Source organism: Bacillus cereus group sp. BceL220, from assembly GCF_051776965.1.
Lineage (GTDB): Bacteria > Bacillota > Bacilli > Bacillales > Bacillaceae_G > Bacillus_A > Bacillus_A cereus.
The window spans coordinates 130,782-154,840 of the sequence record NZ_JBPWBC010000003.1 but is presented as its reverse complement, the minus strand read 5'-3'; the positions used below and the strand labels follow the sequence as shown (position 1 = coordinate 154,840).

Genomic DNA, 24,059 nt, shown 5'->3' with positions numbered 1-24,059 from the left:
AAACAGTATGATGCGTCATGACATTGATATGACAATTGTCATGTATTCTTTATGAGAGGAATCAAGCTGCATACCGCAAGCGAGTAGCAGGACGAAAATAAACATGATACAATCGGATAAGATATATATTCGAGGAAGGACAGTGGTTTTCATGATTATTCGTAATGAACAAGATTTAGAAGGCTTACGAAAAATCGGCCGCATCGTTGCGCTTGCACGTGAAGAAATGAAAAAAGAAGCGAAGCCAGGTATGACAACGAAAGAGCTTGATTTGATCGGTAAAAAAGTATTAGATGAGCATGGTGCTATTTCTGCACCTGAAAAAGAATATGATTTCCCAGGTGTAACTTGCATTAGTGTAAATGAGGAAGTTGCTCATGGTATTCCAGGAGATCGCGTATTAAAAGAAGGCGACTTAGTAAACGTCGATGTATCTGCTGCACTTGATGGCTATTATGCAGATACAGGTATCTCATTTGTTCTTGGAGAAGACGAAGCAAAAGAAAAGCTTTGCCAAGCAGCAGTTGATGCATTTTGGGCAGCAATGAAAAAGGTTAGAGCTGGCTCAAAACAAAATCAAATTGGTCGTGCTGTTTCAAACTTCGCACATAAAAGTGGATACAATGTTATTCAAAACTTAACTGGTCACGGCATTGGTCTTAGCTTACATGAAGCACCAAATCACATTTTAAGTTACTATGATCCAATGGATAATGCGCTTCTAAAAGACGGTCTTGTTATCGCTGTAGAACCGTTCATCTCTATGAAAGCTGATCATATTATTGAACGTGGTGACGACGGCTGGACATTCGTTACACCTGATAAAAGTCTTGTTGCACAATGTGAACATACCGTTGTCGTAACGCGCGGCGAACCAATAATTTTAACAGAAATCTAATACCAAAAACGGCTGTTTTGTAGATTTATTCCACATAAAACAGCCGTTTTTATTTTTGGGAAAATATGTGAACTACTGTTGAACTCTTTATCATTTAAGTATATAATCTTTAGCGGAGGTTACTTAAGCTTATCTTTACTAAAAAGATATTGTAACTAAGGAGTAAAACACCTTCTTTCTTATTGTTTAAACAGTCTCAAAAATGACCGTAGTAACGTGTTAGTCGAATATTCTGTAATTCTTATATTCCTCTAACAATGTAAGAAACTATCATCTTTCAACTTCGGTCCACTAATCGCACAACTCTCTTTAGACAAAATAAATGACTATTTTCAAAGTACATATTGTCTTCATTCTGACCAAAACCAACCCTATCTAGCTTTTTATCTCCACATAACTTTAAGGCAAAAATAAGCCTTCACAAAGGGATACACTACATTGGTTAGTATGTATCGTAAAACTTACCTTTATAACCATTCTTTTTTACTAGATATACATGAAAACTATCTCACATATAAAGGTCTGATATCATTCTTTAATATCAGTATTTTTTTCGACATTTTTTGTCGAATTGTGTATATTTCCACAGAACTGTGTAAATATACATTTTGTTTTACGTTAAATAATATTACTTTGAACATAATCCTACTTGTCTGAGAACGCGTATAGAAACGGAGGGATAGCAAAAAGTAAATAGCTTATAAAAAATACTTTTTATATTCCATTTGTTCATGTGGAATAAGTCCCCAATGGACAAATGAATGTTCAGAGGAGGAAAAATGAAAAAACTTTTCAATGTATGTTTAATTGTATTCGTACTATTTTCGCAACTTGCTAGTTTTCCATACAATCAAGTAAAAGCGGAAACCTTAACAGGAGATTCCTTATTTGACACTGTTGAAATGAAAGATGCAACGAATCATATTATTGACGAAGCAAAAAATCCTAACAATTTAATAAAGATAGGATCAACCATTCAAGTAGAATATGCTTGGTCAATAAAGGATCAACAAGCTGCACACGCAAATGATACAGCAGTAGTTCAAATACCACTTGCATTAAAAGTATCTAAAGATTTGCAAGGGGATTTAGTAACAGATCAAAAAAATATTGGTCAATATTTTATAACAGCTAAAGATAATAAATTAAAATTAATATTTAATAATCAAGTAGAAAATTTGAAAGACGCTAAAGGAAAAATTAAAGTTGATACCGTGTTTAACTCAACTTTAAAAACTGGGGAAAAATCAGTTCAAATCGCTTTTCCTTTAGGAACAATGGTTCAGCCTATATCAGTTCCTGTTCAAGTAGAAAACTCTAAAGAAGATGGCACCAAACAGGATACTAATAAACAAGCGCAAGATCCAGTAGCTAAACCTGTTACTGACAATCCGGAGCAAGATCCAGCAACTAAAACTGTTACTGATAATCCGGAACAAAACCCAGCAACTAAAACTGTTACTGATAATCCGAAACAAAACCCAACAACTAAAACTGTTACCGATAATCCGGAACAAAACCCAGTAGCTAAAACTGCCACTGATAATCCGGAACAAAACCCAGCAGCTAAAACTGCCACTGATAATCCGGAACAAAACCCAGCAGCTAAAATTGCTACTGACAATCCAGAACAAAAGCTAGCAAGCGCCCCTGCTGAGAATACAAATTCAGGTCCAAAGCAAATAACAACAAACATTTTAACCAGTGTAAAGTTGACGGATAAAGACGGAAAACCATTTACAGAGGATAACCGTCCAAGTACAGATTCCCCTGCCAATATTGAGTTTACATGGGAACTTTTAAAATCAATGAATGTGAAAAATGGAGATTACTATATTTTTGATCTTCCTAAACATTTTAAGATTTACAATACAATTAACAGTCCTTTATATGATAGTGAAAACCATCAAATTGGTAATTTCACTGTTACAAAAGATGGAAAAGTCACGATGACATTCAACGATTATGTTGAAGAGCATCCAGATGTTGCTGGTAACCTACAATTAAAGACAGAATTTAATAAAGCTGAAATTAAAGGTACAACAACACAAGAAATTCCTTTCCCGATTAAAGATAAGGATGTTTCTATTACAGTTGATTTTAAGCCTAATGTACAAACAGCTACGAATAAAAAGGGTTTACCTGATAGACCAATTAATACAAATGAAATTAATTGGAAAGTAGAGATGAACAAAACGAAAGACACCCTTAAAAACGCTGTTTTTAAAGATAACATTCCACAAGGTACAAGCTTAAATAAAGATTCTATTAAAGTTTATTATTTAGAAGTTGATGTTAATGGGAATGTAACGCGTGGTGCAGAAGCTGAGCCAACAGATTACAATATTATTTCATCAGATGGCTCAAAATTGGAGATTGCTTTCAAAGACTCTATCAATAAAGCATATCAAATCGAATATGCCACAAAGATTACTGATGAAAATATTAAAAGTTTCCGAAATAACGTTACGATAACGAGTGATAATCAAAAGCAACAAAACGCAAGTTCTACTGTAACGGTTTCTCGTGGTACACACTTAAATAAAACAAGTAAATATGATCCAAAGACGCAAACAATTGAGTGGACAATTACTTACAATGGTGATCAAAGAGAGATCAAAAAAGCAGATGCGATTTTAAAAGATATTTTTGACGATACACACGAACTAGATGCAAATTCTATTGTTGTAAAAAACGCTTCATATAATGAAAAAGGAACGCTTGTAACAGGAGACGCTGTTAATAATTACACTGTAAGTAACAAGAAGAATGGATTCGATTTACAGTTTAATGATGATATTAATAGTGCTTATGTGATTACCTATAAAACCAAGCCAACTAATAAAGTTATAGAAGATGGAAAAGTAAAAAATAAAGTTACAGCTGATAATGATTCAAGTAAAGAAAATGAAGCTAGCTTCAAGCAGCAAAATATTATTAAATCTAATAATAAAGCTGAAACAAATTATAAAGACAAAACAACAACTTGGACAATTATAGTAAATAATAACAACTATCCATTAAGCAACGCGATTATTACGGACACCTTTGATCATGGTGGATTACAATTAAAAGATAAGAAACTAGAAATTAAAGACGGAAATTATACCCTTCAAGCTGGGACTGACTATGTTTTAGATGTAACAGATAAAGGCTTCAAAATTACTCTTATAGGTACGTATCAGTCTAATATGACAAAGACATTAGTCGTAAAATATACGACAGACTTTGATTATACAAAGCTAGAAAGTGGTAAAAATTCATTTAAAAATACAGGTAACCTTTCTTGGATAGATACGGATTCTAATCCACAATCAAATAAAGTTGAAGCTAATTTCGATCCTGATACTTTCACAAAGGCAAATGGTTATAAATACGGTTCTTATAACGCCCAAACGAAGGAAATTACTTGGATAATAGGCTTTAACTATAATAATGTTGAGATTAAAGATCCTTATGTTATAGACGTAATACAAGATAAACAAAAATTAGTGCCTGGATCCATTGAAGTGCGCGATATGATTCTAAATGGAAATCCTGATAATGCACAACCTGGTAATGCTGTACCAACTGAGAAATATGAACTTGAAGAACCTACAGAGAAAAATAAAAACACCCTAAAGGTTCATTTCAAACAATCAATTAATTCACCTTACTATATTATCTTTAAAACAAGCCTTGATGGTGAACTTATCCAAGGCACCTACAAAAACGAGGCAGATTTAAAAGATGGTTCTAAAATCGTAAACACCCTTACAGGTGACACTCAAGTAAATAAAGGTGGCAGCTTCGTTACTAAAAAAGCTGTGCAAGACGACAACTATATTAATTGGAGTATCGCAATTAACGAAAGCCAATCAACCATTGCAGATGCCGTTGTAACAGATGACCCAACCGAAAATCAGGTAATTGTGGAAGATTCATTCCACTTATATCCTACAACTGTTGATCCATATGGAAATTTAACAAAAGATACAGTAAACGAATTAAAAGAAGGAACAGACTATAAACTCAAAATAACAACAGACAATAATACCGGAAAGCAACATTTCGAAATTGCCTTCTTGAAAAAAATTGATCGAGCTTATATTTTAGAATATCGCTCACTTATTAATGCAGACGATAAAGAAAAAGTAAGTAATAAAGCGAAAATCACAGGCAATAAGTTGACAGTTAAAAACACAGAAACTACTGAAACGATTGAAGTGAGAATGTCTTCTGGTTCAGGCGGAGGATCTGCTACTAAAGGCCGTGGAAACCTTGAAATTATAAAGGTAGATAACGACAATAAGAACGCACTATTAGCTGGGGCAGAATTTACTTTATACGATCGTACAGGTAAAACTGTTATCCGTAAAATTACAACAGACAAAGACGGTATCGCTAAATTTAATAATTTAAAACGCGATAAATATTTATTAAAAGAAACAAAGGCTCCTGAAGGCTATGTAATTAGCTGGGATTTAAAACAAGGGAAAATTGTTGAACTTGGTACACAAGAGACTACAACATATAAACTTGCAAATAAGAAGTTTGTCGGTAAAGTAGTTTTAACAAAGTCTGATGACCTGAATAAAAACGTCACACTGCAAGGTGCCGTTTTCACACTACTTGATAAAGACAAAAAAATAATTTCAGAACACGAAAAATTAACAACAAATGATCAAGGACAAATTACTGTAGATAATTTAAAACCAGGAACTTACTACTTACAAGAAACAACTGCTCCTGAGCATTATAAATTAGACAGTACACCTATTCAATTCACAATCAAAGAAGATCAAACAACAGTAATAAACCGAACTGCAACAAACAGTTTGATTCCAGGATCGGCCATTTTAACAAAATTCGATAAAGATGGAAAAACTTTAGCAGGTGCGGAGTTCAGTGTACGCGATCGATATAACAAAGTAATTCGTGGATATGAAAAATTAACGACAAATGATCAAGGACAAATCGAAGCAAAAGATTTACGCCCTGGAGACTATCAATTTGTCGAAGAAAAAGCACCTAAAGATTACGACATAGATAAAAAACCAATTGAGTTTACAATTATAAAAAGTCAAAAGAAAGCAGTTACTGTTACTGCGACGAATCACCTCATTAAAGGTGGTGTCACTTTAACAAAAGTCGATGATGTCGATGGCACTGCCCTTGAAGGTGCTGTATTTAAAATTGTCGATGCGAATGACGAGAAACAAGTAATTCGTGAAAATATAAAAACAGGTTCAGATGGAAAAGTTACTGTTAAAGATCTAGAGCCTGGTGCTTATAAATTTATCGAAACAGAAGCTCCTAAGGATTATACGTTAAGTACAAACCCTATCGAGTTTACAATTGATAAAAGCCAACAAACTCTTGCTACTGTTACGGCAAATAACAGCTTAAAAACCGGCGAAGTTGAATTATTAAAAGTTGATGAGTTTGGTGAGAAAAAACCACTAGAAGGTGCAGTATTCAAACTTGTCGATACAAATAATAATGACGTTTCCCCTCACACTAACTTAACTACTGATAAACACGGTAAAGTTAAAGTTAGTAACCTACGTCCTGGTACGTATAAATTTATTGAAATAGCTGCTCCTGAACATTACGTTTTACGAGCAGAACCTATTGAATTTACAATCGATAGAAGTCAGAAAGAAACTCTACTTGTGAAAGCTGAAAATGCTTTAAAACCAGGAGATGTTGAATTAACAAAAGTTGATGATATCGATGGTACAGCTCTTGAAGGTGCTGTATTTAAAATTGTTGATGCAAATGATGAAAAGAAAGTCATTCGCGAAAATGTAAAAACTGGTGCGGATGGTAAAGCTATCGCTACTGGCTTACGCCCTGGCGATTATAAATTTATCGAAGTAACAGCACCGAAGTATTACGACAAAAATACAAAACCAATTAAATTTACAATTACAGAAAGTCAAACAACTCAGGCTACTGTTACCGCTAAAAACAGCTTAACAAAAGGCGGTATTGAGTTAACAAAAGTGAATGCTGCAGATGAAAAGGAAACACTTGAAGGTGCAGTATTTAAAATCGTTAATAGAGATACTAATAAAGATGTTCGTACGGACCTTGTTACGAATAGTAAAGGAATGCTAGTTGTAGATGACTTGCGTCCTGGTAACTATAAACTTATCGAAACAAAGGCTCCAACTTATTACGATGTAAATATAGAATCAATTGAATTTACAATCGAAAAAGGACAACAAAAACTCCTTCCACTTACATTTAAAAATAGTTTAACGAAAGGAAAAGTTAAACTTATTAAAGAAGATGATGTGGAAAGTAGTAAAGCTCTTGCCGGCGCTGTATTCACCTTGCAAGACGCAACTGGCAAAGAAATTATGAAAGATTTAACAACAGATGATTACGGAGTATTAGTTATTCCTGATTTAGCACCAGGGGATTATCAATTTATCGAAACAAAAGCCCCTGAACATTATAAATTAGACAAAACACCTATTAAGTTCACAATTAAAAAAGGTAGTAAGGAAGATCTTCCTATCCCTGTTACTGTAAAAAATAGTTTACTTACAGGTGGCGTCACTTTAACAAAAGTTGATGATGTTGATGGCACTACTCTTGAAGGTGCAGAATTTATAATCGTTGACGCTCATGATACTAAAAAGGTAATTCGAAAAGGTTTAACAACTGATAAAAACGGTAAAATTACTGCTTCTGATTTACGTCCTGGAGACTATCAATTTATTGAAGTAAAAGCTCCAAAAGACTATACCTTAAGCAAAGACCCTATTCCGTTCACTATCGAAAAAAGTCAAAAAGAGAATATTACTGTTACTGCTACTAACAGTTTAAAGAAAGGTGCAGTAACATTAACAAAAATTGATGACATCGATCGTACGATGCTCGAAGGTGCAATCTTTAAGATTGTGGATATGAATGGTAAGGAAGTTCATACGAATCTTGTTACAGATAAAAACGGTAAAATTTCTGTTTCTGATTTACGCCCTGGAGACTATCAGTTCATTGAAACAAAAGCTCCTGAGCACTATGTATTAGATGAAACAACGATTCCATTTACAATTGAAAGAAGTCAAACGAAAGAGATCAATGTTACAGGCAAAAATGCTTTGAAAAAAGGTAGCGTTGAACTAACAAAGATTGACGATATTGATATAACTACAAAACTTGCTAACGCCGTATTTAATTTATTAGATGCAGACGGAGAGCTAGTTAAAGAAGGCTTAAAAACAAATGATGAAGGTAAAATTGTTGTTGAAAACCTACGTCCTGGTACGTATCAATTCGTTGAAACAATTGCTCCTGAACATTACGATTTAGATAAAAAACCTATCGTATTTACAATTAAAAAGAGCCAAACTGAAACTCTTCATATCACTGCTACAAATGCTTTAACAAAGGGTGCAGTTAAACTTTCTAAAGTAGACGATGTTGATGGCACTGTTCTTAAAGATGCAGTATTTAAAATTGTTAATATGAACGGTGATGTAGTTCATAAAGACCTTGTTACAAATGAACAAGGAATAATCGAAATTAACGACCTACGTCCTGGTGATTACCAATTTATCGAAACGAAAGCTCCTAAGCATTACGTTTTAGATGAAACACCAATCAAATTCACTATTGAAAAAGGACAGAAGAAAGCTATTTCTTTAACTGCTACAAATAGCTTAAAACAAGGTAGTATCGAATTACTTAAAGTTGATGATTTAAACACTCAAACAAAACTTGCTGATGCGGTATTTAATTTACTGGATCAAGATGGCAAAGTACTTAAAACAGATTTAAAAACAAACAGTGAAGGTAAAATCGTTATCGAAAACTTACGTCCTGGTACGTATCAATTCGTTGAAATAACGGCTCCTGAACACTATGATTTAGACAAAAAACCAATTATATTTACAATTAAAAAAAGCCAAAAAGATATTGCTACCGTTACTATGAAAAATAGTTTAACAAAAGGCGGCGTGGAACTTTCTAAAGTGGATGACGTCGATGGCACTACTCTTGAAGGCGCAGTATTTAAAATTGTGGATATGAATGGTACTGTAATTCGCAAAAATCTTGTTACGAATCAACAAGGTAAAATTAGCGTTTCTGACCTACGTCCTGGTGATTATCAATTCATCGAGACAACGGCTCCGAAACACTACGATTTAAACAAAGAGCCGATTCCATTCACAATTACAAAGAGCCAAGCTGATCCTATCTCCGTTACAGCTACAAATAGCTTAACGAAAGGCGCTGTGGAACTTTCTAAAGTGGATGATGTAGATGGTACTGCTCTTAAAGATGCGGTATTTAAAATTACTGATCTGAATGGTAACGACATTCGTACTGAGCTTACAACAGATGTACATGGAAAAATTTCTGTTTCTGATTTACGTCCTGGGTACTATCAGTTTGTTGAAACGAAAGCTCCTGAACACTATAAATTAGATAGTACACCTATTAAGTTTACAATTAAGAAAAGCCAAAAAGAAAAGCTCCAAGTTACTACTACAAATAGCTTAACTGAGGGTGCTGTAGAATTAATAAAAGTGGATGATATAAATCCAGATACAAAACTTTCTGATGCAGTGTTTAACATCATCGATGCGAAAGGTAAAATTGTTCGCACTGATTTAACTACTGATAAAGATGGTAAGATTACTGCTACGAACTTACGCCCAGGAGACTATCAATTCATTGAAACGAAAGCTCCTAAGCATTACGATTTAAATAAAACACCTATTAGCTTCACTATCGAAAGAAGTCAACTAACTCACGCTTCTGTTACTGCTAAGAATGGCCTAACAAAAGGTGGCGTGGAATTAACGAAAGTTGACTCTATAGATAAGAAAGAAATGCTAGAAGGTGCGGTATTTAAAATTACTGATCTGAACGGTAACGACATTCGTACGAATTTAGTTACCAATAAAGACGGAAAAATCATTGCTAAAGACTTACAACCAGGAGACTATCAATTTATTGAAACAAAAGCTCCTAAACATTACGACTTAAATGAAGAACAAATTAAGTTCACAATCGAAAGAAGTCAAACAAAGCATGTCTTCGTTACAGCTATTAATAGCTTAACGAAAGGTAGTGTTGAGTTAATTAAAGTTGATGATGCCAAGCAAAACACAACACTTGAAGGTGCTGTATTTAAAATTGTTAATAAGGATGGACACGATGTTCGTACCGATTTAACTACTGATAAAAACGGCCGTTTAGTTGTGGATGAATTACCGCCAGGAGACTATGAGTTTATCGAAACAAAAGCTCCTGAACACTATGACTTAAACAAAACACCTATTAAGTTCACAGTTAAAAAAGGCCAAGAAAAAATCGCCTCTGTTACTGCTACGAATAGCTTAACTAAAGGCGCAGCTGAATTAACTAAAGTTGATGACATCGATGGTACTACTCTTGCAGGAGCAATCTTTAAAATTGTAGATATGGACGGCAAGGATGTTCGTTCTGATTTAACTACTGATAAAGATGGGAAGATTTCTGTTTCTGATTTACGTCCGGGAGATTATCAGTTCATTGAAACGAAAGCTCCTAAGCATTATGACTTAAATCAAAATCCTATCAAGTTTACTATTGAAAAGAGTCAAACTGCTAAAGCTTCTGTTACTGCTACTAACAGCTTAACTAAAGGCGCAGTTGAATTAACTAAAGTTGATGACATCGATGGTACTACTCTTGAAGGGGCTATCTTTAAAATTGTAGATATGGACGGCAAGGATATTCGTTCTGATTTAACTACTGATAAAGATGGGAAGATTTCTGTTTCTGATTTACGTCCGGGAGATTATCAGTTTATTGAAACGAAAGCTCCAACTGGCTATGATTTAAACATTAAACCAATTCCTTTCACAATTACGAAAGGACAATCTCAGGTTACCTCTGTTACAGCTTTAAATAGTTTAACAACAGGTTCAATTGAGTTAACTAAAGTTGATATTGATCACCATGGAACACTTGAAGGTGCCATTTTCAATATTTTAGACCAAGATGGAAAAATCATCCGAGAAGGTTTAAAAACAGACCAACACGGAAAAGTAATCGTAAATGATTTGAAACCTGGTAATTATCAATTAGTAGAAACACAGGCTCCTAAAGGCTATCAATTAGATGCATCACCAATAAACTTTACAATTGATAAAGCCCAAGCTACACCACTACAAATTACAGTTTCAAATAAAAAGATTGAATCTTCGTCAGGTGGAGATGACAAGCCAGTTACTCCTCCAAATAAAGAAGAAAACAAAGGCAATGAAACATCTGAGAAACACAAAAACGGAACTTCCGAAGAAACATCAAATGAAACAGATAACAAACAGCAAGATGATCGAAATACGGATAAACACCTTCCAAATACAGGTCATAAAGAAGACCCTACACAAACAGTAGGTATCGTCCTTCTACTAGCTGGATTATTAAGTATTTTAGCTACAAAACGCAAAAAACATTATTAATAATGTTTTTACATCCAATCAATCTCTCAATTGATTGGATGTTTTTTTATACAAAAAGGACGATACATAAAGTATCGTCCTTTTAACGGGGTGAGGCTGCCCAAAAGTACGGAAAACCTTTGAACAGCCTCTTATTTTCATATGGATGCCTTACATATATCACTGATAATAATTATGAAATGCGGAAACATAATTACCATCAACTGATTCAAACATGAGAAATGAAACCCTACAGTGGTTCCATTTCTCTACATAATCTAAAGTTTGGGTACACTAGATTCATGCAATGTAGGAGCTTTCAGAGTAGAAAGCGAACCTTCGTTTAAAATGATAGCATACATATCTTCCTCAAAAATATGCAAATATGCATATATTGTTTTTATTTCTCAATGTCAGAATATTGAAAAATAAAAGACTCGAAGGTAAAATAAAGTCATTATCCGTCTTCTTTTGTCAGTCACAGAGAATAGAAGAATAGGAGAGGAAAAAATGAGAAAATCATTGAAACAAAAAATAGTAAGCTCTTTGCTTGCTGTATCACTCGCTGTTAGCTTAGCTCCAATTGGGCAAGCAAAAGCGGATTCCACGTCAGAGGTTACACAAACTCCATCTATTACAAAACAGATTGATCCAAACCGCGCAATTGAACATGTTCGTTTCTTATCTGAAACAATTGGTCCTCGACCCGGTGGAACAAAATCCGAAGAATGGGCTTCTCGTTACATTGGTATGCAGCTTAAATCGATGGGCTATGAAGTAGAATATCAGCCATTTCAGGTGCCCGATCAGTACGTTGGATTCATTGAATCACCACTATCAATAAAACGTAATTGGCAAGCTGGTGCTGCTCCTAATTCACTAATTTCTACAGAAGCTGTTACAGCTCCCCTTATCTTTGTTCAAGGTGGGACAAAATTAGAAGATATTCCAAATGAAGTAAACGGTAAAATTGTTTTATTTGAAAGAGGAACGACAATTACAGACTATAATAAACAAGTTGAAAATGCTGTTAGCAAAGGTGCAAAAGGTGTTCTTTTATACAGTTTAATTGGCGGACGCGGAAATTATGGACAAACCTTCAATCCCCGCCTAACGAAAAAGCAATCTATCCCTGTCTTTGGTCTTGCTTATGCGCAAGGAAATGCATTTAAAGAAGAAATCGCTAAAAAAGGGACAACAATTCTTTCCCTAAAAGCGAGACATGAATCTAAATTAACATCTCTAAATGTTATCGCCAAAAAGAAACCAAAAAAGAGTACCGGTAATGAAAAAGCAGTCGTTGTAAGTTCGCACTATGATAGTGTTGTCGGAGCACCTGGCGCAAATGATAATGCTTCTGGAACTGGATTAGTATTAGAACTAGCTCGTGCTTTTCAAAATGTAGAAACTGATAAGGAAATTCGGTTTATTACCTTTGGTTCTGAAGAGACTGGCTTACTTGGCTCCGATTATTACGTTAATAGTCTATCCCAAAAAGAACGCAATCGAATTTTAGGTGTCTTTAACGCAGACATGGTTGCAACAAATTATGATAAAGCAAAGAATTTATACGCTATGACACCTGATGGCTCTACAAACTTTGTAACAGATGCTGCCTTGCAAGCAGGTAAACAACTAAATAATGACCTCGTCCTACAAGGTAAATTCGGTTCTAGTGATCATGTTCCATTTGCTGAAGCTGGTATTCCTGCTGCTCTATTTATTTGGATGGGTGTCGATAGTTGGAATCCATTAATCTATCATATTGAGAAGGTATACCATACACCTCAAGATAACGTATTAGAAAATATTTCACCTGAACGAATGAAAATGGCATTAGACGTTATCGGAACAGGGGTTTATAACTCGCTTCAAAAACCTGTTACTCAAACTGAACAGAAAGCTGCTTAATCAATAAAAGACCACTGATTTTTATCAGTGGTCTTTTATTGAGAAAAAATATATATGCATAAAAGCATATTTTATCCTACTCATTATCGTATACAATATTAACTGTAACAATATCGATTACAACTTATAAGGAGGCTTTTTCTATTATGAAAAAAATGATTTTAGCAGGTGCGTTAACTTTAGCAGGAATTACCGGCGCTACCGCGTTTATTCCTGAAACAAAAGTCGCTGCTGCCGCTCAAGAACAAAGCTTTACAAAATTTTATTCTTTGCAAACTGGAGGTAGTTCTGAACAAGAACCTGTTTTCCTTCAAAAGGGACAAGAGTTAACAATTCAACCTAACAGCAAAACTCCTAGTTACAGTGTTTATGACTCAAATCATAACCTTATTGGACGTTATTCTGATGGTTACGGCCGAATTTTCACTGCAAAAACAGATGGAAATATGTACGTTCAATTTCATGCACCTTACGTTTACTATAGTCCTGTTAGTTTTTCTGTTACTTATACAATCCAATAAAATAAAGGGCCTTTCTCAAGGGCCCTTTATTTTGCTTCCCAATTCACTTTTACAAAACCATCTTTCACCATTAAACCACTTATATTAAATACATACTTTTCATTTGCTTTTAATGTAGCTTTAAAAGTACCTTTTTTCGATTCACAGATTTCTTTTAACTCTCTTATACCTTCTCCTTTCCTTTCATATAAGCTAAAGCATAAGTTACCACGTTTTGCATCTGTTTCATAAAAAAATGTTACTTCTGTATCTTTTGCATACTCAAGTTCAATACCTTTCCCAGCAATATCCCATGATGAGAATTTTGCCTCGTAACTTGTCTCCCCTCGCTTCTCATTTTCTAAATATATATCACCAGCTCTCCACATATCATCTAGCGTTTGAACAAAAGCAAAGCCGCTAAGTAATACAAACATCGCGCTTGCAAATATGACAACTAATGTTATCTTTTGTTTTTTCATAACCTTCATCGTATGTTCGCCTTCTATTTTCTTGTTACTTCTTCGTATCATATATAACAAAACTCCAATAAAAAATGGCAATACAATCGCTATAACACTCCACCACTTACTTATTCCACACGTTTTCGCATCTGTATACACCCATGATGCTACACATACTAAAAGTGCTATAAAAGCCAAAAACATTGTAATCCCAGCTATCTCAAATACTACAAATGGATTAGCGAACTCTATCATGTAATTTATACTCCTTCTTTAAAAATGACTGTATGACAACGTATATAGGAATGTATAGGTGCATCATAATAACTATCGTTATAATGACAGATATTTTATGATCCAAATGACTAACAAACTGCTCTAGGGTGACTGTTAATACAATCATCCAAATAGCATGAATGAAAACAACCCATCTCTTTTCTAATTTCCGAGCATTTCGCACGCTCTGTTTCGTATGATTTATCAGCTCTTCGCTAGGAATCATCTCTCCCGCTAAACTGCTCTTTATTTTCTGTTCAAATTTATCTTCCTTCATGCACGAAACCCTCCAAATGTTCTCGCATTTTCTTTTTCGCATAATTGAGACGATACTTCACCGTACCAATCGGTATATTTAATATTTCACTCATTTCCTTGTAAGAATATTGTTCATAGTAATAGAGTACGAGTACCGTTTTATATTTTTCATTTAATAACTGTATTACTTCCCGTATCATTTCCGCTTCCACTTTTTGAATAAATTCTTCTGATATATTCACTTCATCTGCGAAATCTATTTCTCCACCATCTTCTTTATGAAACAAATCCAATATTCGATCTTTCCACCTTTTTTTCTTACGATAAAAATCATAAAACGTACGAACACAAATTGTAGTAATCCACTTTTTATAATTATCCACATAAGAAAGTTGGTGCCTTGATGAAAAAACCTTTATCCACGTCTCTTGAAAAATATCTTCCGCATCTTCTTTCGTTTTCGCTAACTTATAGCATAAGGAATATATTTGCTGCTTATATATATCAATTAATTCTTCTACCTTTTCTTCCATCATAAGCCTCCTGTCATTTATATAAGACGACGCAAATTATCCTTTTGTTTGATAAAATTTTATTTTTTTATTATCTCCATACAAAAAGGCAATCACAACATCGTGTGATTGCCTTTTACTGAAAGCGAAAAATCGGCTCCGCTTTTCTTCATTGTCCAGCTCCAGCGGCTAGAATACTCGGTGGCTTCGCGCCTTCCTCCGAGGCAAAGTACGCCTCTCTGTCAGGAGCTCCATCCCCCTCCTATTCTAAACGAGCCGCTTTCGCTTTTCTTAATTACATTTTTTCTGGTGCAGATACTCCTACGATTGCTAATGCATTTTGAAGTGTAGTGCGTACTGCTTTCATTAACTCGTAACGAGCTTTACTTAATTCTAAGTTATCTTGGTTCAATACTTTTTCTGCATTGTAGAAGCTGTGTAATGCTGCTGCTAATTCAAATGCATAGCTTGTAATGCGGTGTGGCAGACGTTTTTGTGCTGCATCCGCAACTACAGTTGGGAATTCACCAAGTTTTTTCAGTAACTCTACTTCTTTCTCAGAAGTAACAAGTTTGTAATTCACGTCTCCATCTGCAGCTAATCCTAACTCTTCACCTTGACGAAGGATACTGCATACACGAGCATGAGCATATTGTGCATAGTATACTGGGTTTTCATTAGATTTTGATACAGCTAAGTCCATATCGAAGTCTAAATGAGAATCACCGCTACGCATCGCGAAGAAGTATCTCATTGCGTCCACGCCTACTTCTTCCATAAGCTCACGAAGTGTAACTGCTTTACCTGTACGCTTACTCATTTTCATTTTTTCACCATTTTGGTACAGTTGTACCATTTGGATGATTTCTACTTCAAGTGTTTCTTTATCGTAACCTAACGCTTGAATAGCAGCTTTCATACGAGGAATGTAACCGTGGTGGTCAGCACCCCAAATGTTGATTAACTTATCGAAACCACGCTCTAATTTATCACGGTGATAAGCGATATCTGGCGTTAAGTATGTGTAAGAACCGTCATTTTTAATTAATACACGGTTTTTGTCGTCACCGTAAGTCATTGAACGGAACCAAGTTGCTCCGCCTTCTTCAAAGATTTCATCACGCTCTTTTAATACAGCAAGTGCAGCATCAATTTTTCCGTTTTTGTATAATGATGTTTCTGAGAACCATACATCAAATTTAACACGGAAGCTCTCTAAGTCTTTTTGAAGTTTTGCTAACTCATATTTCAAACCATATTCACGGTAGAATTCATAGCTTTCTTTTTCATCAGCTTTTGCGTAACGATCACCAAACTCTTCAGCTAAACGTTTACCGATTCCAATGATATCCGCACCATGGTAACCGTCTTCTGGCATTTCTTTCTCTAAACCTAATGCTTGCATGTAACGAGCTTCAACAGAAAGAGCTAAGTTATGAATTTGGTTACCAGCATCATTAATATAGTACTCACGAGATACATCGTATCCTGCTTTTGCTAATACGTTACATAAAGTGTCACCTACTGCCGCACCACGTGCATGTCCTAAGTGAAGGTCACCTGTTGGATTCGCAGATACGAACTCAACTTGTACTTTTTCACCTTTACCAGTGTTCGTTTCACCGTAAGCTTCACCAGCGTTTACGATTGTTGGAATTAAATCTGTTAAGTAGCTATTATCCATATAGAAGTTAATAAAACCAGGACCAGCGATTTCGATTTTTTCAATAGAAGCTTTTGCTTTATCGAAGTTTGCAACTAGTTCTTCTGCAATCATACGAGGTGCTTTTTTCGCAACGCGTGCAAGTTGCATTGCCATATTTGTAGAGAAGTCACCATTTGTTTTATCTTTTGGAGATTCTAATACAACGTTTGGAATCTGTTCTTCTGTCGCTAATTCTGCCTTTAATACAGCAGCTTGAATTTCTTCTTTAATCAATCCTTTTACCTGTTCTAAGGAATTCATTATTTTGCCTCCTTCAAATTAATTGTAATTGTATATCTGCCAGCTTCTTGTTCACTTAGAAGCAATGCGTACGTTAAGAAGAGTTGTCCTTTTTTCTTTTCATCCGACCATTTAAAAAGAACGTTATCAGTTTTCGTTTGCAGTGCAAACGTACCAAGTTCACTCGTATACGTACCCGTTGTCCATTCACCTTTCACATGCGTCTGACGCATAGAAATAGCACCTGAACGCATAATGAGAACTTGTTCATCTTGAATTTTAATAATTGTTTTCACTTCGCCTTGTTCGTTCGGCTCCTGGAATGTTACATATGTACCTTGACCTTTTACATAGTATTGACCATTTGCTTCAAAAGCAACGGTTTCCTTCCTCGCCCCTTCACGGATTTCTGTTACGAAATGAACGTGTACCGGCAAGCCTGCAAGTTGTTTCTTCACGTCTTGCACACCTTTCAAATGTTATAGATATTAAATACTACTTATAATAAATCACTTTTCCTATCATATCAAAAAAAGACGCTGTCTGTCTGCTGAAAAATCAGGAAAACTCCATTTCAAAAAATAATTCACTTCTACTTTATTTCATGTGATAAAATATTTTTTAAATCTAAATATTCTTTTAATTATAGAGGTGAATTCAGTGATACCAACAAAGTTAAAAAAGGGTGATGAAATACGCGTGATTTCACCATCCTGTAGTTTAAGTATTGTTTCAAATGAAAATAGAAAACTTGCTATAAAAAGATTAACTGACATGGGCTTTCAAGTTACATTCTCAAAATATGCCGATGTGATAGATCAATTTGCTTCCTCTTCTATTTCTTCCCGCATTCAAGACCTCCATGAAGCATTTGGAGACCCTAATGTAAAAGCTATTTTGACGACACTTGGTGGATACAACTCCAATGGTTTATTGAAACATCTCGATTATGATCTAATTCGTAAAAACCCGAAATTTTTCTGTGGTTATTCTGATATTACTGCCTTAAATAATGCAATTTACACAAAAACAGGGCTTGTTACATATTCGGGTCCCCACTTCTCTTCATTTGGAATGGAGAAAGGGCTCGAGTATACAAACGATTACTTTTTACAATGCTTAACCACTAATGAGCCTATTGAAATCATTCCGGCGGAAACGTGGAGCGATGATTCTTGGTATATGGATCAGGAAAATCGAGAATTTATAAAAAATGAAGGGTATGTTCCAATTCAAGAGGGGGAAGCGACAGGAGAAATTATCGGTGGCAATATGAGCACACTTAATTTACTACAAGGCACACCATATATGCCAAACTTAAAGGGCAAAATTTTATTCCTTGAAGAAGACAGTTTAACAGGAAAATCAACGCTTAAAACTTTTGATCGCTATCTACATTCCCTTATGCAGCAACCTGATTTTGAACATATAACAGGTATTGTAATAGGAAGAATGCAAAAAGAAGCAGAATGTACGATAGCGGACATTCAAGAAATGATTTCTTCAAAACCTGAACTTGCACATATTCCTATCATTGCAAATGCAAATTTTGGACATACAACTCCAATTTTTACTTTTCCAATTGGTGGACATGCCAAAATCATTTCTAACAAAGAAAATACATCTATCACTATTTTAACGCACTAAAAAAGGAGCGAACGATTCGCTCCTTTTATGATTTTTCTATTTTTTGCAACGCTTTTTGCGGGATTGACTCTTTCGTTATTTCAGCCCATCCTTTTCCTTGCATACCTTTTGCATAAATTTTTATAAAAGCACCTGCATGCAATTCACGATTTACCATTCTTTTAATAATTTGTTGCTTTCCGTCCTCTGTATACCCTTTAAATGTATACAAATATTCACCGTCTTTTTTCTCACCTTTATCTACAACCGCATAATAATCTTGTATTTCTTTATTTGAAAAGAAGTTGTCTACAAAAGCATGTACACCTTCTGTTTTTGTGTTTAAATAATATGCTGTTCCCCCTAAAATGATGGCGAATACAGCTAAAACTTTAATTACCAATTTCATACATGCGCCTCCTGTTTGCACTTCTTTCTCACTAGTATTATATCTATACTTGTATTATACGGAAAAGAGCATACTATACTCTATCTAAAAGTCTTACACTTTCCTTACATTATTGTAAGGGATTTTTTCTTAAAGCAAGTTCCCAAGAAAAAATTTTTCCGTTTCATACACTTTTATATTATTATTGAATGATACGAATTTTTATTACAAAAATCAAAGGAGACAGTTTTCAAATGGCTATCTTGCAAGGTTTAGCACTATTACTTGTTGTACTTTGTCTATTTACACTTTTCAGTTACCGTGCGCCTTACGGAATGAAGGCGATGGGCGCTTTAGCTAATGCAGCAATCGCAAGTTTTCTTATTGAAGCATTTCACCGTTATATAGGTGGAGAAATGTTTCATAATGACTTTTTACAATCAGTAGGAGAAGCTTCTGGTAGTATGAGCGGTGTCGCAGCAGCGATTTTAGTCGCATTAGCAATCGGTGTTTCCCCCGTATACGCTGTTTTAATTGGTATCGCTACTAGTGGATTCGGTATTTTACCAGGATTTTTCGCCGGATACGTTTGTGCCTTCGTCGTGAAATTTCTCGAAAAGAAATTACCGGCTGGTGTGGAATTTTTAGCAATCCTATTTATCGCTGCACCAATCTCACGTGGAATGGCAATGCTTATGGATCCGCTCGTTAACGCAACACTTGGTAAAATCGGTTCTATGATATCAGTTGCAACTACAGAAAGTCCTATCATTATGGGTATTATGCTTGGTGGATTAATAACAGTTATTTCTACCTCTCCACTGAGTTCTATGGCACTAACTGCAATGCTTGGATTAACAGGTTTACCAATGGCAATTGGTAGTCTTGCCGTAGCAGCCTCAGCCCCGATGAACTTTATTTTCTTTAAGCGACTAAAAATTTGCTCAAAGAAAGACACAATCGCTGTAGCAATCGAGCCTTTAACACAAGCAGATGTTGTTTCAGCAAATCCAATTCCAATTTATGCAACAAACTTCGTTGGCGGTGCACTTGCCGGTATTATTACATCGCTATTCCAGCTTGTTAATAATGCACCAGGAACAGCATCACCAATTCCAGGTCTTCTTGTCCTATTCGGATTTAATGACGTTATAAAAGTAACGATTGCTGCTGTACTATGTGGAATCGTTACCACTATTGTCGGATACATCGGGTCTATTGTGTTCCGTAAATATCCGATCCGCTCTGCTGATGAAATTCGTGGAGTTACTTCGGAAGAGAAGGTTGCATAAGAAAAAGAGCTATTCCCATCGTTTGAGAATAGCTTTTTTTGTGTTGCGTAACGGTAAATGAAATTATATCGGCGATTTTTTTAATATATCGACTTACCGACACATAACGACAAAATAAGAGCCCTCTAATCATATAGAGGGCTCTTACTTTATCTAGCTACGCCTCTCTAAACAGTCGGCTTCACTTTTATTTTATCTAGCTGCAGCGGCTAGAATGATCGGTGGCTTCGCTTCTTCCTTCGAGGCAAAAAGCGCCTCTACGTCTGAAGCTCCATCCCCCTCACATTCTAAGCGAGCCGCTTCCGCTTTTATTTTACCCAACCGAGCAGCATTTCCCGCACGAATTTGCTTGCTGCGACTGGTGTTTGATCACTATGGTCGTAGACTGGGGCTACTTCTACTAAGTCTGCTCCAACTACATTTATATTTGAATTTGCAATTGCTACGATGGAATCTAATAATTCTTTAGATGTGATACCGCCAGCTTCTAACGTTCCTGTTCCTGGAGCGTGAGCTGGGTCTAATACATCAATGTCGATTGTGACATAGACTGGGCGTCCAGCAAGTTTCGGTAATACTTCTTTTAACGGTTCTAATACGTCAAATTTATATAAGTTCATACCTACTTCTTTCGCCCATTCAAATTCTTCCTTCATTCCAGAACGAATTCCGAAAGAATATACGTTTTCCGGACCAATTAAATCACACACTTTACGAATTGGTGTAGAGTGGGATAAAGGCTCCCCTTCATACGATTCACGTAAATCAGTATGAGCATCCATGTGGATGATTGCTAAATCCGGATATTTTTTTGCCATTGCCTTAAAAATTGGCCAAGACACTAGGTGCTCACCGCCGAGACCTAGTGGAAACTTATCGGCATCTAAAAGTTTTGATACATACTCTTCAATCATGTCTAAGCTGCGTTGTGCGTTTCCGAATGGTAATGGGATATCACCCGCATCAAAATATTTTACCTCTTCTAATTCACGATCTAAATACGGACTATATTCTTCAAGACCGATTGATACTTCACGAATACGTGCAGGGCCAAAACGAGATCCTGGACGGTAACTTACTGTCCAATCCATAGGCATCCCATAAATAACTACCTTTGACTCTTCAAAACTTGGATGACTTTTAATAAATACTTTACCTGAATAAGCTTCATCAAAACGCATATTCTTTTCCTCCTTATGTGGAACTTAAGGTATCCCAACCTTTCACTATTTCTCAAATTTGGAGCGAATTGCTCCTCTTTCTCGATTTACCGGGTCTTCTTTTTAACAACAAGAAGACGATTTTCTCTACAGAAGTGTAAGTAGCTAGCATGTTCAAGTCTTCTGGACAAACACCTTAAATGAGCTACTCACACTTTATTTGTTCAAGCTCGATTTTCTTACTTAATTAAATCGCCAACAAATTTCGGTAATGCGAATGCTGCGTTGTGTAATTCTTTTGTGTAGTATTTCGTTTCGATTTCGTGGAAACGCTCTTCACTTACTTCTAATGGATCATGTTTTTTAGATCCAATTGTGAACGTCCAAAGACCACTTGGGTATGTTGGAATATTAGCTGTGTATAAACGAGTAATTGGGAAAATTTCTTTTACATCTTTAAACACAGTCGTAATTAACTCTGGTGTGAACCAAGGGTTGTCCGTTTGTGCAACGAAAATACCATCTTCTTTTAACGCTTTTGAAATTCCAGCGTAGAAGCCTTTTGTAAATAGGTTTACTGCTGGTCCTACTGGCTCAGTAGAATCTACCATAATTACATCGTATTCATTTTCGCTTTCTGCGATATGTAGGAAACCGTCTCCTACTTTTACTTCTACACGCTCATTATCTAATGCGCCTGCAATTGATGGTAAGTATTGTTTAGAGTACTCAATTACTTTTCCATCGATTTCAACAAGAGTTGCTTTCTTTACACTTGGGTGTTTTAACACTTCACGAATAACACCACCATCACCGCCACCAACAACTAATACGTTTTCAGGGTTAGGATGTGTAAATAAAGGTACGTGCGCTACCATTTCATGATAAACGAACTCATCTTTTTCTGTTGTCATAACCATGCCATCTAAAATAAGCATGTTTCCGAACTCTTCCGTTTCAACCATATCAAGTTTTTGGAATTCTGTTTGCTCCGTATGTAATGTGCGGTTAATACGTGCCGTAATCCCAAAATGTTTTGTTTGTTTTTCAGTGAACCATAGTTCCATCGTACAATCACGCCTTTCAATGCAAATTTATAATAAGGACATCATTAATGTCCCCTAACAAAAATAAAACAAAACATCCAAAATGTATAGTTAAAAGTACAAAAATACCGAAAATATATTTTAGTCAGAGGGTTCTAACATATATGTATAAAGAAAACCCTTTCTTAAGAAAGGGCTTTTGTCTCTATTTCTACTGGTTTACGAATTGGAATTAGGATCATAATACAACCAACTAACACCACAATTCCACCTACTAAAAACGGACTTTGTGGTGAAACAGTATGACCGATAATTCCTGATAAAATCGGAGCAATTGCGCCCCCTAACCAACGAACAAAGTTATAAACACCTGACGTAACAGATCTTTCATAAGGTGAAATATCCATTACATAACTTGTATATAATGCATTGTTTAAGCCAGATGCTAATCCTGATAAAACGATAAGAGTAATTTGTAACCACATAATTTTCACAAAGAATAGTGCAATTAAGAAAATCGCAAATACAAGTAAACTACCCTTCAATAATGTTTTTGTTTCATATTTCCCTTCTAGCTTATGTGCTAAAATTGCAGAACCGTAAGCTAACGCTAATCCCCATCCGCAAAATACAAAGCCTAATTGAATAGCTGATAAATGCATAATAAGTGGTGAATATGCTAACACAACGAAAAATCCGTAGTAGTATAACATTCCTGAAATCGCACCTTGCATAAACGGTTTATACTTCACTAGGTTAAGTAATTCTCCTACGCCAGCAGCCTTACGCTTCACTTTTCGTTCTGGTTCTTTTACAAAAAAGAATACTAAAATAAATGCTAAGAAAATTAAAATACTCGTCGCGAAAAACGGATAACGCCAAGAATGACCACCTAATATCCCGCCTAATAACGGTCCGCCAGCCATGCCTAAACCGATCGCTGCTTCGTATAATCCTACTGCTTCATGAACTTCTTTACTTAATGCTATTAACAGCGTCATTGCTGTAGCAAAAAACATCGCATTTCCTAATCCCCATCCAGCACGGAAAAGAGATAATTGAGCAATCGTTTGCGATATACCACATATAAACGCAAATACAGTCACAATCGCAAGACCGATTGTCATCATCCGTTTATCACCAAATCTTGATGCAAATATACCAGCTGGTAACATCATGATTGCCATCGTTAAAATATAAGCAGTAAATAACATTTCAACTTGCCAATGCGTTGCACCAATTTTCTCTGCAATAATCGGCAAAATTGGGTCGACTACTCCTATACCCGAAAAGGCAAGGAAGGTAGCCACCACTGTAATCAATCTCCCTAGTTTTTGTTTGCTCTCCATTTTG

The 24,059-nt window shown here is 35.5% G+C and carries 15 protein-coding genes; 6 read left to right on the top strand and 9 right to left on the bottom strand.

What is annotated here, in order from left to right; all coding sequences use genetic code 11:
* The first annotated feature begins 103 nt into the window (after positions 1-103).
* From map to ACS2FK_RS09810, 4 genes are all read left to right on the top strand, one after another.
* The gene (map, locus tag ACS2FK_RS09825) at positions 104-898 is read left to right on the top strand and encodes a type I methionyl aminopeptidase (protein ID WP_047792083.1); all 795 of its coding nucleotides are present in this window, start codon (positions 104-106) and stop codon (positions 896-898) included.
* Positions 899-1,677: 779 nt separating this feature from the next.
* Positions 1,678-11,349, top strand: coding sequence for a SpaA isopeptide-forming pilin-related protein (locus tag ACS2FK_RS09820; protein WP_063549177.1), 9,672 nt, complete (start codon positions 1,678-1,680; stop codon positions 11,347-11,349).
* Between the two features lie 489 nt (positions 11,350-11,838).
* The gene (locus ACS2FK_RS09815) at positions 11,839-13,239 is read left to right on the top strand and encodes a M28 family metallopeptidase (RefSeq protein ID WP_053563296.1); all 1,401 of its coding nucleotides are present in this window, start codon (positions 11,839-11,841) and stop codon (positions 13,237-13,239) included.
* Positions 13,240-13,385: 146 nt separating this feature from the next.
* On the top strand, positions 13,386-13,760 hold the full coding sequence (locus tag ACS2FK_RS09810) for a hypothetical protein (RefSeq protein ID WP_000738223.1): 375 nt from the start codon (positions 13,386-13,388) through the stop codon (positions 13,758-13,760).
* 26 nt (positions 13,761-13,786) lie between these two features.
* On the opposite strand, the gene ACS2FK_RS09805 is transcribed toward ACS2FK_RS09810, so the two are convergent.
* From ACS2FK_RS09805 to ACS2FK_RS09785, 5 genes are all read right to left on the bottom strand, one after another.
* Positions 13,787-14,458 (bottom strand): hypothetical protein, encoded by a 672-nt coding sequence (locus ACS2FK_RS09805; RefSeq protein ID WP_063549179.1) that lies wholly within the window; start codon positions 14,456-14,458, stop codon positions 13,787-13,789.
* The gene (locus tag ACS2FK_RS09800) at positions 14,442-14,756 is read right to left on the bottom strand and encodes a hypothetical protein (RefSeq protein WP_000656690.1); all 315 of its coding nucleotides are present in this window, start codon (positions 14,754-14,756) and stop codon (positions 14,442-14,444) included. The genes ACS2FK_RS09805 and ACS2FK_RS09800 overlap by 17 nt, the downstream gene beginning before the upstream one ends.
* Entirely contained in the window at positions 14,743-15,270 is a 528-nt protein-coding gene (locus ACS2FK_RS09795; protein ID WP_000391649.1) for an RNA polymerase sigma factor, read from the bottom strand. Before ACS2FK_RS09795 ends, ACS2FK_RS09800 begins: the two co-directional genes overlap by 14 nt.
* A gap of 274 nt (positions 15,271-15,544) precedes the next feature.
* Complete coding sequence (argS, locus tag ACS2FK_RS09790) at positions 15,545-17,215, bottom strand: arginine--tRNA ligase (RefSeq protein WP_063549181.1); 1,671 nt, start codon at positions 17,213-17,215, stop codon at positions 15,545-15,547.
* Entirely contained in the window at positions 17,215-17,652 is a 438-nt protein-coding gene (locus tag ACS2FK_RS09785; protein ID WP_000744343.1) for a DUF1934 domain-containing protein, read from the bottom strand. Before ACS2FK_RS09785 ends, argS begins: the two co-directional genes overlap by 1 nt.
* Positions 17,653-17,854: 202 nt before the next feature.
* On the opposite strand from ACS2FK_RS09785, the gene ACS2FK_RS09780 reads away from it, so the two are divergent.
* A complete protein-coding gene (locus ACS2FK_RS09780; RefSeq protein WP_063549183.1) occupies positions 17,855-18,841 on the top strand; it encodes a S66 family peptidase in 987 nt (328 codons plus the stop codon).
* Between the two features lie 25 nt (positions 18,842-18,866).
* Here the strand turns inward: ACS2FK_RS09780 and ACS2FK_RS09775 are convergent, their stop codons facing one another.
* The gene (locus tag ACS2FK_RS09775; protein ID WP_000779932.1) at positions 18,867-19,229 is read right to left on the bottom strand and encodes a YxeA family protein; all 363 of its coding nucleotides are present in this window, start codon (positions 19,227-19,229) and stop codon (positions 18,867-18,869) included.
* A gap of 233 nt (positions 19,230-19,462) precedes the next feature.
* On the opposite strand from ACS2FK_RS09775, the gene ACS2FK_RS09770 reads away from it, so the two are divergent.
* Positions 19,463-20,500, top strand: coding sequence for a PTS sugar transporter subunit IIC (locus tag ACS2FK_RS09770; protein WP_000996313.1), 1,038 nt, complete (start codon positions 19,463-19,465; stop codon positions 20,498-20,500).
* Positions 20,501-20,808: 308 nt separating this feature from the next.
* Here the strand turns inward: ACS2FK_RS09770 and speB are convergent, their stop codons facing one another.
* The 3 genes from speB to ACS2FK_RS09755 all read right to left on the bottom strand — a co-directional run bounded on the left by speB (position 20,809) and on the right by ACS2FK_RS09755 (position 24,055).
* The gene (gene speB / locus ACS2FK_RS09765; protein ID WP_001209831.1) at positions 20,809-21,681 is read right to left on the bottom strand and encodes an agmatinase; all 873 of its coding nucleotides are present in this window, start codon (positions 21,679-21,681) and stop codon (positions 20,809-20,811) included.
* A 218-nt stretch (positions 21,682-21,899) separates the two neighbouring features.
* Positions 21,900-22,727 (bottom strand): polyamine aminopropyltransferase, encoded by an 828-nt coding sequence (gene speE / locus ACS2FK_RS09760; RefSeq protein ID WP_000424696.1) that lies wholly within the window; start codon positions 22,725-22,727, stop codon positions 21,900-21,902.
* Between the two features lie 164 nt (positions 22,728-22,891).
* Positions 22,892-24,055, bottom strand: a complete 1,164-nt coding sequence (locus tag ACS2FK_RS09755) for an MFS transporter (protein ID WP_063549185.1) — start codon at positions 24,053-24,055, stop codon at positions 22,892-22,894.
* Between the last annotated feature and the right edge of the window lie 4 nt (positions 24,056-24,059).

Bases quoted from the DNA above. Each gene is read 5' to 3' on its own strand.
- map (WP_047792083.1), top strand. From the start codon at position 104: ATGATACAATCGGATAAGATATATATTCGAGGAAGGACAGTGGTTTTC.
- ACS2FK_RS09820 (WP_063549177.1), top strand. From the start codon at position 1,678: ATGAAAAAACTTTTCAATGTATGTTTAATTGTATTCGTACTATTTTCG.
- ACS2FK_RS09815 (WP_053563296.1), top strand. From the start codon at position 11,839: ATGAGAAAATCATTGAAACAAAAAATAGTAAGCTCTTTGCTTGCTGTA.
- ACS2FK_RS09810 (WP_000738223.1), top strand. From the start codon at position 13,386: ATGAAAAAAATGATTTTAGCAGGTGCGTTAACTTTAGCAGGAATTACC.
- ACS2FK_RS09805 (WP_063549179.1), bottom strand. From the start codon at position 14,458: ATGATAGAGTTCGCTAATCCATTTGTAGTATTTGAGATAGCTGGGATT.
- ACS2FK_RS09800 (WP_000656690.1), bottom strand. From the start codon at position 14,756: ATGAAGGAAGATAAATTTGAACAGAAAATAAAGAGCAGTTTAGCGGGA.
- ACS2FK_RS09795 (WP_000391649.1), bottom strand. From the start codon at position 15,270: ATGGAAGAAAAGGTAGAAGAATTAATTGATATATATAAGCAGCAAATA.
- argS (WP_063549181.1), bottom strand. From the start codon at position 17,215: ATGAATTCCTTAGAACAGGTAAAAGGATTGATTAAAGAAGAAATTCAA.
- ACS2FK_RS09775 (WP_000779932.1), bottom strand. From the start codon at position 19,229: ATGAAATTGGTAATTAAAGTTTTAGCTGTATTCGCCATCATTTTAGGG.
- ACS2FK_RS09770 (WP_000996313.1), top strand. From the start codon at position 19,463: ATGGCTATCTTGCAAGGTTTAGCACTATTACTTGTTGTACTTTGTCTA.
- speB (WP_001209831.1), bottom strand. From the start codon at position 21,681: ATGCGTTTTGATGAAGCTTATTCAGGTAAAGTATTTATTAAAAGTCAT.
- speE (WP_000424696.1), bottom strand. From the start codon at position 22,727: ATGGAACTATGGTTCACTGAAAAACAAACAAAACATTTTGGGATTACG.
- ACS2FK_RS09755 (WP_063549185.1), bottom strand. From the start codon at position 24,055: ATGGAGAGCAAACAAAAACTAGGGAGATTGATTACAGTGGTGGCTACC.